Raw genomic sequence first — 13,123 nt, 5'->3', positions numbered from 1 at the left:
CGCCGTCAAGATAATTCAATAACTTAGTCGATCCGTGCGGATCTGGCACGTCCCTTGCTCGCCTCAAGTTCGATTCTAAGAACATGCCCCGGGTGGGAACCTTGAGCGGGGCGACTGGAGGACTTTATGGATATCTCGACACCCGCTGCCGGCAAGCCGGCGGCACTGCCATTCTATCGCCACCTGTATTTCCAGGTTATCGTCGCGATCATCGCGGGCATGCTGATCGGCCACTTCTGGCCTGAATTCGGCGCCAGCCTGAAGCCGCTTGGCGACGCCTTCATCCGGCTGGTCAAGATGATCATCGCTCCCGTGATCTTCCTCACCGTGGCAACCGGCATCGCCGGCATGTCCGACCTGAAGAAGGTTGGCCGGGTCGCCGGCAAGGCGATGCTCTACTTCCTGACCTTCTCGACGCTCGCACTGATCGTCGGCCTGATTGTCGGCAACCTGCTGCATCCGGGTGCCGGAATGAACATCGATCCGTCCACGCTGGACGGCAAGGCTGTGGCGACCTACGCAACCAAGGCGCATGAGACGACGATCACCGGCTTCCTGATGAACATCATCCCGGAAACCATCGTTGGCGCGTTTGCCCAGGGTGACATTCTTCAGGTCCTGTTCTTCTCGGTCCTGTTCGGTATCTCGCTCGGCATGGTCGGCGAAAAGGGCAAGCCGGTCACGGACTTCCTGATCTCGCTCACCGCTCCGATCTTCCGTCTTGTTGCGATCCTGATGAAGGCCGCTCCGATCGGCGCCTTCGGCGCGATGGCATTTACCATCGGCAAATACGGCATCGGCTCGGTCGCCAACCTCGCCTACCTGATCCTGACATTCTACATCACCGCACTTCTGTTCGTGATCGTGGTGTTGGGCGCCGTGGCGAAGTATAACGGCTTCTCGATCTTCTCGCTGATCCGCTACATCAAAGAGGAACTGCTGCTCGTTCTCGGCACCTCGTCGTCGGAAGCAGCGCTTCCCGGCCTGATGCAGAAGATGGAACGTGCAGGCTGCAAGCGCTCGGTTGTCGGCCTGGTCATCCCGACCGGTTACTCGTTCAACCTCGACGGCACCAACATCTACATGACGCTGGCAGCACTCTTCATCGCTCAGGCGACCGGCATTGACCTGTCGCTTGGTGATCAGATCCTGCTTCTGCTCGTGGCTATGCTGAGTTCCAAGGGTGCCGCCGGCATCACCGGTGCAGGCTTCATCACGCTGGCTGCAACGCTATCGGTTGTTCCCTCCGTCCCGGTCGCCGGCATGGCGCTCATCCTCGGCATCGACCGCTTTATGTCGGAGTGCCGCGCCCTGACCAACCTCGTCGGCAACGCGGTTGCGACCATTGTCGTCGCACGCTGGGAAAACGAGCTGGACAAGGACATGCTGGACAAGGCGATGGCCGGTGAGCTGACCGGCGATCCGGTAGCCCCGGTCCTGCAGCCGGCGGAATAAGATACGCTCCCAAGCGTCAAAAGGGCGGTACCTTTCTAAGGTGCCGCCCTTTTGATATGTGGCCTAACCCAGGAGCGCTGCTGCCTCCCGTAGAGCCACGCCGCTGATACCGGTCTGCAGCATTGCCTTGACCAGAGCCGAGATCGCATCGGCCGCGCTGGCAATCGACATCCCGCCGTCGCGGATGTTCGATATGCAGTTGCGTCGGGAATCGGGCGTGCCTGACCTCGGTTCGTAGGTGACATAGGCGCCGAGACTGTCGGCTGCCGAAAGCCCCGGTCGCTCCCCGATCAGAATGATCGATAGCTTGGCACCCAGTGCCTCGCCGACCGGGTCGGCCAGCGCAACCCGCGCATTTTCAGCCAGAACGATCGGCGCCAGGGAAAGATTCAATTCCTTCAAGCGTGTTTGAAGCGCCTCGATCAGCGGCGTTGCGTTGATTTCCACCGCATTGGACGACAATCCATCGGCGACAACGATGACCCCATCGAAATTGTCGCCGCTTTCGGGTCTCACCGAACGAAGCAAATCGACAGACGGTCCGGAAAGTTGCCGGCCAAGATCCGGGCGACGGACGTATGTTCCGCGATCTTCCGCAAGGCTTGTGACCTCGATTGCGCCAAGGCCCATCGACTTCAGACGCTGCGAAAGGCCATGGCGATCCATCCCGCTCCACACCGCCTCGCGAGCCCGTGCGTGATCCATCAGGAACGCGAGTTGCACCTTTGTCGGCTGACCGGCGCCGAAGCGTCCGAGCGATACCCGGGCCGCGGTCATCGACCTGAGATCGAGGCTGCGCTTTTCGGCGTCTTCCACCGGGACAGGCTGATCGCGATCCGTCATGCCGAGGCTCCAAGAAGAGCAAGCTCGGACAGGTGCCGGGTCAGCCGCACCGGATCGTCCTTCAAATAGCCTGCCGGATCGGTGAGCCCCATCTCGTTCAACCATGCTTCGAATTCCGGTGCAGGCGGGCGTTTTAGAGTCTCGCGGCAGTAAACGGCGTCGTGGTGCGACAGAGTCTGGTAATTGAGCATGATATCGTCAGCGCCTGGCACGGTGATGACGAAGTTCACATTGGCGGCACAGAGAAGCGTCAGGAGCGTATCCATGTCCTCCTGATCGGCATCCGCATGGTTTGTGTAGCAGACGTCGACCCCCATCGGCAGACCCATGAGCTTGCCGCAGAAGTGGTCCTCCAACCCGGCGCGGATGATCTGCTTGCCGTTGAAGAGATATTCGGGGCCGATAAAGCCGACGACCGTGTTGACCAGAAGCGGATCGAACGCCCGAGCAACCGCATAGGCGCGCACTTCCATCGTCTGCTGATCCACACCGAAATGCGCATCGGCGGAAAGCGCCGCACCCTGTCCGGTTTCGAAATACATCAGGTTCGCATCGACAGGGCCGCGTTTGAGAGCCCGCGCCGCGTCATGGGCTTCCTTTAGGATCGCCAGATTGACACCGAAACCTTCGTTTGCCTTTTGCGAGCCGGCGATCGACTGGAACACCAGATCGACAGGAGCCTGTTGCTCGATTGCCCGGATGGCCGTCGTGACATGGCCGAGGCAGCAGGTCTGGGTAGGGATCGACAAACGGGAGCGCAACTCATCCAGCAGGGAGACGATCCGGACGTAATCCTCGATGCTATCGGTTGCAGGATTGACGCCGATCACCGCATCGCCCGACCCCATCAATAGACCGTCGACGGCGGACGCTGCGATGCCGCGCGAGTCATCCGTTGGATGATTGGGCTGGTTGCGGGTCGAAAGCCGGCCCGAAAGACCGATCGTCGAGCGAAAGCGTGTCACGACCTCGCGTTTGGCCGCGACCGAGATGAGGTCCTGAACACGCATGATCTTGGAGACCGCTGCCACCATTTCAGGCGTCAGGCCGAACGTGATTGCCTCCAGCTGACGCTGCCCCGTCTCGGGCTTCAACAGCCATTCGCGGAACTCGCCGACCGTCAGCGACGAGATCGGTGCGAATGCCGAAAGGTCGTGCTGGTCGGCAATCAGTTGCGAGACCTCGTCGGTCTCGGCCGCGATCAGCTCCTCGGCGAGGAATGCCTTAAGCGGCAGGTCTGCGAGTGTGATCTGCGCCGCAAGCCGCTCTACCGGACCCTCTGCCGCCACCCCCGCAAGCTGGTCACCAGACCGCTCGGGCGTCGCCTTGGCCAAGAGATCCTTCAGATCACGGAAACGAAAGACCGTCTGCTCGATCGTGGTCTGGTAGGGCATCAGGCGATTTACCGGCTCAGAGGAACATCACGTCCATCATCACGCCAGGCTCCGACCGATGCAAGCGGCAAGCGTCATGAAATGAGATCGGCGAGCGCTTTGTGGCCGGCAAGCGCTGTTTCCAGTTCTGGAATCGTGTGATTGCCTTCCCGGAACAGGTTGATCATGACCGCAGCCGCGATACTGACGTCCGGATCGCTCCTCTCGAGATGATACTTCGCTCGCCAATTCTCGAGTACGATATCGAGGACTTCAAGTTCCGTGGGGCCGAAGGTCTTTTCCATAAATGCGGGCATGACAAACTCAAACTTCTCAGTGACGGCCATCATTTGGTCGATGCGATGCAAGCTTCAAGAGGCGGGTCATCACTTTCTTACAAATGAGATAAGTTCCAGGTCCCTGCGGAAAAACCTCTGCAACCGCAAGAAGTTAGTTGCAACGCACAATCCTCGCGGTCACGAGCAACGCACCATCGACAGCGCCGACAGCCCTTTCACTCGTTGCTGCAATGCACAGATCTGACTGTCACGACTTTCAGGAACACAACCTCAGTCAAGATCGCAACAGAAACGAAGCTAGACGCAGAAAGTGCCATTGCGGCGACAACAAGCGTCGCAAGGTCGAGACAACTCGCCAGCTAGCACAGCACGTAGGGAGAGCATCAGCAACGAGGTTGGCGAACGTCGGGGGATACAAGACGAACGAACTCAAAGTGCACGGCAGGGCAATGTCCCGCCATTGAGCGATGCGAGAGATGGAGGCGACGGACGTTGCCGTGTGGATACCAGTCACCGACGCACAGAAGCCCGGGCTCGATCACCCGGACTTCGATTGCAGCACCTTATTAGCAATGGGACCATGGTGAGACATGACGTCTTCATACCCGCACCGAAGGTCAGCGCGGGAAGGAGGTTGCAACCGCCTCCACCAAAGCTTTTTATTCGACGGGAACAGCCGCCCCGTCGTCAGGCCTGCGGTAAAATGTCCTGAGCGTGCGTTCATCCTTGCTGGTGACCTGAAGCCAGGCACCCGGAATCTCCGTCAGTTCACGCAGAACGATCGAATGCTCGATGCCGAACAGCCGCGAAAAGCTGCGGCTGTCCTTGGCAACATCGAGATCGAGGGCAATGATCATCCCCGCCTGAATGCCGCTGAGGCGGGGATCCTGCTGTTGCAGCCTGGCAGTGAGCGCCATAAACCGGTCTGGATCCGGCGGGTTTCCCGTCACGCCGCCTCGCGACGGCGAACGGAGACCATCACCGATTTGGATGTGGGCGTATCGCTCTCTTCGCCCGCGCTTCCGATCGGTACGAGAACATTCAGTTCGGGATAATAGCCGGCGATGCTGCCCCGCGGAATGTCGTAGGGAACAAGGCGGAAATCAGATGCAACGCGGGCGATGCCGTCAGTGTACTCGCAGACGACGTCGACGCGTTCCCCAGCCTTTGCGGACAGCGCCTTCACGTCCTCGGGGTGCATGAAGATGACCTGTCTTTCGCCGTAAACGCCACGATAGCGATCGTCGAGACCGTAGACCGTCGTGTTGTACTGGTCATGCGAGCGGAACGTCTGCAGCGCAAAGTGATCGTGGCGCTTGAGGGCGGCCTGATTGACGGTCTCGGACGGCAGGGCGATATCGGAGAAGGATGCCTTGCCCGTCGGCGTGACCCACTCGCGATGGGCAGCCGTGTTGCGCAGGTGGAAGCCACGAGGCTTGCGCAGACGCGCGTTGAAATCCTCAAAGCCCGGAATGGTCGCCTCGATATGCTTGCGGATCAGGTCGTAATCGTCGGCCAGAGCCGCCCAGTTGATCATGTCCGAGCCGACGGTGGACGCGGCCATGCCGGCAACGATCGCGACTTCTGAGAGAAGATGCGGCGAGGCAGGCCTGTTGATGCCGGCCGAGCCATGCACCATGCTCATCGAATCCTCGACGCTGACGAGCTGCGAATTGCCGGCAGAGTTAAGATCGATCTCGGTGCGGCCAAGGCAGGGCAGGATGAACGAGACATCGCCCGGCATCAGATGAGAATGGTTGGGCTTGGTTGCGACATGCACGGTGAGTTTGAGCTTGCGAAGCGCCTGCTCGACCAATGCGCTATCGGGCGTGGCGCGGGCAAAATTGCCGCCGAGCCCAATGAACGCCTGCGCGGAACCATCCAGCATCGCGCCGATTGCGGCGATCACGTTATGACCATTGGCGCGCGGCACCGCGAACCCGAATTCTTTCTCGAGCGCGTCGAGGAAGGCAGCCGGAGGCTTTTCGTTGATACCGACCGTCCGGTCGCCCTGAACATTGGAATGACCGCGCACAGGGCACAGTCCGGCTCCCGGCTTGCCGACATTGCCGCGCAGGAACATGAAGTTCGAGATTTCGCGAATGGTCGCGACCGAGTGCAGATGCTGGGTGATACCCATGGCCCAGGTGCAGATGACGCGCTCTGCATGCATGTAGACGTCTGCAGCGCGTTCGATCGCTTCGCGGGTCAGGCCAGACTGCGAGATGATCTCATCCCAGCTGGTAGCCTCGACCGCGGCCAGATAGGCGTCGAAGCCTTCGCAGTGTTCGGCGATAAACGCGTGATCGAGCACGGACGGACGGCCGGCTGCAACAGCTGCTGCTTCCGCGGCCAGAACCGCTTTCGACATCCCGCGCACGGCGGCCATGTCGCCGCCCAGTTGCGGCTGAAGATAGTCGCTGGCGATATCGGTCGCGCCGCCACGCAGCATCTGCAGCTTGTCCTGCGGATCCGAGAACCGCTCCAGACCGCGCTCCTTGACCGGGTTGAAGACGACGATCTGGGCACCGCGGACCGCGGCGCGCCGCAGGTCGCCCAGCATGCGCGGATGGTTGGTACCCGGGTTCTGGCCAATCACGAAGATCGCGTCGGCCTTCTCGAAATCCTCGAGCAGGACCGTTCCCTTGCCGACGCCGATCGACTGGCGAAGAGCCACGCCGCTCGCCTCATGGCACATGTTGGAACAGTCGGGGAAATTGTTGGTGCCGTAGGCGCGCACGAACAGCTGGTAGAGAAATGCCGCTTCGTTGCTGGCGCGGCCGGACGTGTAGAATTCAGCGCGGTCTGGGCTGTCGAATCCCTTGAGGATGTCGCCGATCTCGGCGAACGCGTCCTGCCATGTGACGGGGAGATAGCGATCGCTTGCCGCGTCGTAACGCATCGGATGAGTGAGACGACCGTTGAGCTCAAGCTCATAGTCGGACTGACGGCGCAGCTCGGAAACGGTGTGTGCCGCGAAAAATGCCGGTGTGGCGCGCTTTTCGGTCGCCTCCCACGAGACGGCCTTCACGCCGTTCTCGCAAAATTCGAACGAGGAGCCATGCTCCGGATCGCCCCAGGCGCAGCCGGGACAGTCGAAACCGTCAGGCTGATTGGCCTTCAGCATTGCCCTTGCACCGGACAGCGGAGAGCCGCTGTTCAGAAGCTGCTTGCCGCAGCTTTTCAATGCGCCCCAGCCGCCTGCGGCCGACGATTTTTTTCCGATAAATCCTGTATCCATGCTGCATCTATTTGTCGCGGGGACGATTTGATCAAGCGGCAGAACAGCATGGCTTGATAGGAAATATCTATCGTCCTTCTAAGGGGCTCCGATTTATGGTGGTCCGTCGCGGAACTTCTCATCACCGGGATTGAAAGCGCGGCGTCTGCGGCTATTCTCGCGCCGAACTGAAGCGACATCTAGATACCGAGCGGAACGGCTACGCAGGAGAGAACATGACAGAAAGTGCCGCCATCCATATCGGCTTTGACGATCTGGTCGCTTTGCTGAAGACGATTTTCGTCCACAACGGCGTATCTGAGCCAAATGCCCAGATCCTTGCCGAAAACTGTTCCGGCTGTGAGCGGGATGGCTCTTTGAGTCACGGGATTTTCCGCATGCCGGGATATGTATCCTCTCTGAAGAGCGGCTGGGTCGATGGCAAAGCCGTGCCGGAGGTGGAGGACGTCGCCCCGGCCTTTCTCCGCGTCGATGCCAAGGGCGGATTTACCCAGCCGGCGTTCTTCGCCGCGCGGTCCCACCTGATCGAAAAAGTCAAAGCCAACGGCGTTGCGGTCCTTGCTATCCGTCGCTCGCATCACTTCAGCGCGCTTTGGCCGGATGTCGAACCGTTTGCGGATGAGGGGCTTGTCGCCCTGAGCGTCGTCAACAGCATGGCCTGTGTTGTACCGCACGGTGGCCACAAGGCGGTGTTTGGCACCAACCCGATTGCCTTCGCCTCGCCGCGCGCGGGCTCTGCTCCATTCGTCTTCGATCAGGCGTCTTCAGCGATCGCTCACGGCGACGTGCAGATCGCGGCACGCGCCGGGCATGACCTGAAGCCCGGGATGGGTGTCGACCGCAACGGAGAACCGACAACCGACCCGAAGGCAATTCTTGACGGCGGTGCTCTGCTGCCATTCGGCGGGCATAAAGGCAATTCGATCGCGTTGATGATCGAAATCCTCAGTGCGGCCCTGACCGGCGGTTATTTTTCAGGTGAGTTCGACTGGAGTGGCCACAAGGGTGCGCAGACGCCATTCACTGGCCAGTTTTTTGTGGTTATCGATCCCGAGCGGGGCGGCAATCACGCCTTTGCCGACCGTGTTGCGCAGATCTGCGACCTTGTCCTCGATGCCGGTCAAGATCGTCTTCCCGGGGAGCGGAGACATAACACTCGAAAGGCTGCCCTCGCACATGGCATACCGCTCTCGCCCCAAAACCATGACATGCTGATGGCTCTCGCTACACCCTGATGTCTCGTATTTGCAGATGCAATTTTGCGAATATGAACTTCACCGCGCGGAAGAGAAAAAACTTGTCATCGGGGGTAACTATAACGCAGCAAACCCTTTGCCTTTTGCTTGCAAGAAAACATAAGGAGGCATGTAAGGAATGCTTGGAATCAATTTACATCGACAATCTTTAGCCTGACCTACTACATTTTAACTTGCGCAAATATAAGCGACCCAATTCTCAGGAGATTTCATGCGTATCGTAATGGTTGGATCGGGCTATGTCGGGCTTGTGTCCGGAGCGTGTTTTGCAGATTTCGGCCATGACGTGATCTGCGTCGACAAGGCCGCGGAAAAGATCGATGCCCTGAAGAATGGCGTCATCCCGATCTTCGAGCCCGGCCTTGATTCCTTGGTCGAAAGCAATGCCAGGTCCGGCCGTCTTTCCTTCACGACCGAGCTTGCGCCGGCTGTCAGCGAAGCCGACGTCATCTTCATCGCTGTTGGCACCCCCTCGCGTCGTGGCGATGGTCATGCCGACCTCGGTTACGTCTATGCTGCCGCAAAAGAGATCGCAGCTTCGATCAAGGGCTTTACCGTCGTCGTGACGAAGTCCACCGTGCCTGTCGGCACCGGCGACGAAGTCGAGCGGATCATCCGAGAAGCCAATCCGGATGCGGATGTCGCCGTTGTCTCCAACCCGGAATTCCTGCGCGAAGGGGCAGCGATCGATGACTTCAAACGTCCGGACCGCATCGTTGTCGGCCTCTCGGATGACCGTGCCAAGGCTGTGATGACCGAGGTCTACCGGCCGCTGTTCATAAACCAGTCGCCGCTGCTGTTTACATCACGGCGCACATCCGAACTGATCAAATATGCCGCCAATGGTTTTCTCGCCATGAAGATCACCTTCATCAACGAGATGGCGGACCTTTGCGAGAAGGTCGGAGCCGACGTTCAGGACGTTTCGCGCGGGATCGGCCTCGACGGTCGCATCGGATCGAAATTTCTGCACGCAGGTCCGGGCTATGGCGGATCCTGCTTTCCAAAGGACACGCTGGCGCTTGCCAAGACTGCACAGGACTTTGACGCACCCGTGCGTCTGATCGAGACCACGATTGCTGTCAACGACAGCCGCAAGCGTGCCATGGGCCGCAAGGTGATCGCCGCTGCCGGTGGCGATGTGCGCGGCAAGAAAGTCGCTCTGTTCGGCCTTACCTTCAAACCGAATACCGACGACATGCGCGACAGCCCGGCAATCGCCGTCGTTCAGGCACTGCAGGATGCCGGCGCGATCGTGTCCGGCTATGACCCCGAAGGCATGGCAAATGCCAGGCAGATGATGGATATCGAGTTCGCAGCGGGACCCTATGAAGCAGCTGAAGGTGCCGATGTCGCCGTGCTCGTGACCGAGTGGAATGCGTTCCGCGCCCTCGACCTCGACCGCCTGAAGTCCATCATGAAAACGCCGGTTCTCGTCGACTTGCGCAATGTCTATCGCGCTCAGGAAGTTGAAGCACACGGCTTTGCCTATACGGGTGTGGGCAAGAGCATCTGAACCCGGGATCCGGCACATGGCGGTGTTGCCTTGAGCGGGACAAGCAAGAACCTTCAAAGCGACCGTAATCCCTGGCGGATTTCGAACGGGGATTACGGCGCATGCGAAAGATGATCCGCTGGTTGACCTTGCGCGCCTCACCGCAACTTGGCGAGCAGCGCAGGCGAAGGCTCGACCTTGGAAGCGAACCGTTACCCTACCCGCTTTACGCGATCGGCGATGTTCACGGCTGTCTTGACCTGCTGAAAAGGGCTGAAGCCGTCATCGCGGATGACATGAGGCGATTGGGACGCCCCGGGCTCGTTGTTCTCCTCGGCGATTACGTCGATCGGGGACCCGCATCGGCGCAGGTGCTCGAACATCTCTCGAGCCCCAGCGCTCTCGGTTTGAAACGCGTGACGCTTTGCGGCAACCACGACGATCTGTTCCTGCGCTTTCTGGAGCGTCCCGAAGCGTATATGCACTGGCTGGAAATGGGCGGCGACAAGACGCTCGCATCCTACGGCGTGGATCTGCAGCATCTGAGCCTCCGCCGCAAAGGTAGCGGCGCGTCTCTCATGCACGTCTTGCAGGAGGCGGTACCTGAAACGCACCGATCATTTCTTATGGATCTGCCTGTCAGCCTCAAGGCCGGCCAAGTCCTGTTCGTTCATGCGGGCGTGGCACCGGCCATACCGATCGAAGAGCAGCGCGATGAGGATATGATGTGGATCCGCGGGGCGTTCCTCAAGCAAGGGCCTGAACTTCCACATCTCATCGTAATCCACGGGCATACGCCGCAGGAAGATCCTGATTATGGGATCGGTCGCATCGGGATCGATACCGGAGCAGTCTATTCCGGAAAACTGACAGTTCTGCGTATCGATGGTGAGGAGATCTCGATTCTGCAGTGAGGACCAAGCCTTCTGCACTCGTTACCATCAGATGCGCTGGCGAGGCCGATCTGCGCCACGACTTCAAGCAGACATTGTTCGCATGAAAAAACCCGCGCCATCGGCATCTACCGTTGGCGCGGGCTCGTTGTTTTGCTTGTCAGATCAGACCGTGCGGCGACCGACGGTCTCCGTTACGACCACGTTCTTCTTCGTCCCGAAGCTGCCACCGACCCAGCCGGCGATTGCACCGAGTGCCAGGGCGATGAAGCCAAGGATTGCACCAGCAGATACGGCAGTTGCCGTGGCTTCTGCGGCTTCAAGTGCCTGCTGCTTTGCAGCTTCGACGTTCTCGCGGTATGTTGCCTCATACTGCTGAACCTGCTGGCGAGCCTGTTCGACCGGGATGTTCTGCGAGCGAGCGATTGCTTCAGCGGCACGGTTGCGGGCATCTTCTGCCTTTGCCTGGTCGCCGGTTACGGCTGCCTGAACGGCTGCAACTGCAGCGTTCTGGAGAGCCTGCGGATCGTTACCGGTTGTGCTGCGGATCTGCTGCTCGATACCGGCCATCGGGTTGGCGGAATTGGCAATTGCAGGCGCTGCGGTCGACGCAGCCGTTGCTGCCGTCTGGCCAACGCCACCGATGACGCTCGACAGGCCGCTGAATGCGCCGCCGACGAGTGCGCCGATCGAGGTTGTCAGCATGTAGAGGACCACGAGCGTTGTAACAGCCCAGGTCGTCAGACCATGGTAACCGCCCGTCGAGTTGCTGGGGCGGCCGGACAGGCGGCTCGAGACGTAGCCGCCAACGAAGGCCGCAATGATCCCGGCGATGACAAACCAGATGCCGCCGGCGATGGAGAAGGTGCTGGCAGTCGGGTTGTCGGACGTGACCGGATCAAGAACCGCGGCACCAAGACCGACGCCGAGAAGATTGAGCAGGAACTGCACTGCAAGCGCGATGACGACGCCTGCAAAGATTGCTCCCCAGGATACTTTGTTCAGTGCCGACGTCGCATTGACTGAGACGCCATGAGCGGTTTCGTGCGGTAGATGGGTTGTGACTGGTGTTACCATGATGGTGATCCTTAAAGCGCCTCACAGACGCGTGAGTGCGCCGTTAACAGTTTCGCCTCATTCAAGTTCCGTCAAAATCGTCGGCCAACACGAAATATTGGAACAAAAGCAACATAATGACCTTCGACGGTTAATTCTGAGCATGAGTAATATTTCCGGGGAACAAGCATCTTGCCCGGTGGTTGGGACGAGACCTACAACCAAAGGAATACCTCAATGTTCATGCGAGTTGATCAGCTGCAGGCAAATCTGCCGGCACCGAAACGTGCTGACCCCAATGCTGCCGCAGCACTCCAGGAATTGCTTGGCGGGAAATATGGAGAAATGTCGACGCTTGGAAACTACATGTTTCAGAGCTTCAACTTTCGGTCAAAGGAGAAACTGAAGCCGTTCTACAGCCTTGTTGCCAGTATCACTGCAGAAGAACTTGGCCATGTCGAGCTTGTAAGCAATGGCGTTGGAATGCTCAACAACGGCCCGGACATTCCAGGGGGCGACGAAGGCGACGGCGGCGATATTTCGGGCGCACCCTTCGAGGATATGAAGGATATGCGGTTGGCCGCGGCTTTTCTGTCCGGTGGCGGTGGAGCGGCTCCGATCAACAGCAACGGCGTATCGTGGAATAACGATTTCATCACCAGCACGGGCAATGTCGTCGTCGATCTCTTGCACAATTTCCATCTGGAATGCGGTGCCCGACTGCACAAGCTGCGCGTCTACGAAACGCTGACGGACCCGACGGGTCGCGAAGTCTGCGGCTATCTTCTCGTGCGCGGTTCGGTTCACGCCCATGCCTACGCATTGGCGCTGAAGAAAATCACCGGCGTTGAAATCGAAAAGTTCCTGCCGACGCCGAACATTCCGCTTTCCAAGATCCCGGAATGCCAGAAATACCTGGATGAGGGTTCGCATCGCCGGCTCTACACGTTCAGCCCGAACGACTACAAGGAAATGGCTGGCATCTGGGGGAATGGCGAAGTCGCTCTTCCGAACGATCCTCCGGGCGAACTCGAAGTGATCGATGGCATGCCCGACGGTGGCAAGATCCATCAGTTGACCGGCGTTCCCTCGGCATTCACACCGGATTACGCGCCGGAAGAAATGTTCGAGATCGCAGAAAAGCTTTACAAGAAGTCGCGTTAATTCAGTCGGCGGCGGGGACTTTGGTCCCCGCCGTTTTTCATTCAACGT

General features: G+C 59.4%; 11 protein-coding genes. 5 read left to right on the top strand and 6 right to left on the bottom strand.

Features of this window, described 5'->3' with window-relative positions:
- Positions 1-126 precede the first annotated feature (126 nt).
- Positions 127-1,455 carry a dicarboxylate/amino acid:cation symporter gene (locus G6K99_RS18915; protein WP_062458822.1) on the top strand — a complete coding sequence of 443 codons (1,329 nt, stop codon included), beginning with the start codon at positions 127-129 and terminating at the stop codon, positions 1,453-1,455.
- A 63-nt stretch (positions 1,456-1,518) separates the two neighbouring features.
- Here the strand turns inward: G6K99_RS18915 and eutC are convergent, their stop codons facing one another.
- The 5 genes from eutC to G6K99_RS18890 all read right to left on the bottom strand — a co-directional run bounded on the left by eutC (position 1,519) and on the right by G6K99_RS18890 (position 7,211).
- Entirely contained in the window at positions 1,519-2,298 is a 780-nt protein-coding gene (gene eutC / locus G6K99_RS18910; RefSeq protein WP_174197476.1) for an ethanolamine ammonia-lyase subunit EutC, read from the bottom strand.
- On the bottom strand, positions 2,295-3,692 hold the full coding sequence (locus G6K99_RS18905; RefSeq protein ID WP_174197475.1) for an ethanolamine ammonia-lyase subunit EutB: 1,398 nt from the start codon (positions 3,690-3,692) through the stop codon (positions 2,295-2,297). Before G6K99_RS18905 ends, eutC begins: the two co-directional genes overlap by 4 nt.
- Positions 3,693-3,766: 74 nt before the next feature.
- The gene (locus tag G6K99_RS18900; RefSeq protein WP_244631534.1) at positions 3,767-4,021 is read right to left on the bottom strand and encodes a hypothetical protein; all 255 of its coding nucleotides are present in this window, start codon (positions 4,019-4,021) and stop codon (positions 3,767-3,769) included.
- A 608-nt stretch (positions 4,022-4,629) separates the two neighbouring features.
- On the bottom strand, positions 4,630-4,920 hold the full coding sequence (locus tag G6K99_RS18895; protein WP_342344800.1) for a hypothetical protein: 291 nt from the start codon (positions 4,918-4,920) through the stop codon (positions 4,630-4,632).
- The gene (locus tag G6K99_RS18890; protein WP_174197474.1) at positions 4,917-7,211 is read right to left on the bottom strand and encodes an FdhF/YdeP family oxidoreductase; all 2,295 of its coding nucleotides are present in this window, start codon (positions 7,209-7,211) and stop codon (positions 4,917-4,919) included. The genes G6K99_RS18895 and G6K99_RS18890 overlap by 4 nt, the downstream gene beginning before the upstream one ends.
- A 215-nt stretch (positions 7,212-7,426) precedes the next feature.
- On the opposite strand from G6K99_RS18890, the gene G6K99_RS18885 reads away from it, so the two are divergent.
- From G6K99_RS18885 to G6K99_RS18875, 3 genes are all read left to right on the top strand, one after another.
- Positions 7,427-8,446: an Ldh family oxidoreductase gene (locus G6K99_RS18885; RefSeq protein ID WP_174197473.1), complete on the top strand. Its 1,020-nt coding sequence runs from the start codon at positions 7,427-7,429 to the stop codon at positions 8,444-8,446.
- A gap of 232 nt (positions 8,447-8,678) precedes the next feature.
- Positions 8,679-9,983, top strand: coding sequence for a UDP-glucose/GDP-mannose dehydrogenase family protein (locus tag G6K99_RS18880; RefSeq protein WP_062576530.1), 1,305 nt, complete (start codon positions 8,679-8,681; stop codon positions 9,981-9,983).
- A gap of 101 nt (positions 9,984-10,084) precedes the next feature.
- Positions 10,085-10,876 carry a metallophosphoesterase family protein gene (locus G6K99_RS18875; protein ID WP_062458804.1) on the top strand — a complete coding sequence of 264 codons (792 nt, stop codon included), beginning with the start codon at positions 10,085-10,087 and terminating at the stop codon, positions 10,874-10,876.
- Between the two features lie 144 nt (positions 10,877-11,020).
- Here G6K99_RS18875 and G6K99_RS18870 read toward each other — a convergent pair whose 3' ends face one another.
- On the bottom strand, positions 11,021-11,932 hold the full coding sequence (locus G6K99_RS18870; RefSeq protein ID WP_174197472.1) for a PhnA-like protein: 912 nt from the start codon (positions 11,930-11,932) through the stop codon (positions 11,021-11,023).
- 216 nt (positions 11,933-12,148) lie between these two features.
- Between G6K99_RS18870 and G6K99_RS18865 the strand changes: the two genes are divergently transcribed.
- The gene (locus G6K99_RS18865; protein ID WP_113110092.1) at positions 12,149-13,075 is read left to right on the top strand and encodes a manganese catalase family protein; all 927 of its coding nucleotides are present in this window, start codon (positions 12,149-12,151) and stop codon (positions 13,073-13,075) included.
- Positions 13,076-13,123: the final 48 nt, after the last annotated feature.

Source organism: Neorhizobium sp. AL 9.2.2, from assembly GCF_013317225.1.
Taxonomy (GTDB): domain Bacteria; phylum Pseudomonadota; class Alphaproteobacteria; order Rhizobiales; family Rhizobiaceae; genus Neorhizobium; species Neorhizobium soli.
Note: the sequence above shows the minus strand (reverse complement) of the source record. Positions and strands in the feature narration are given on the sequence as shown.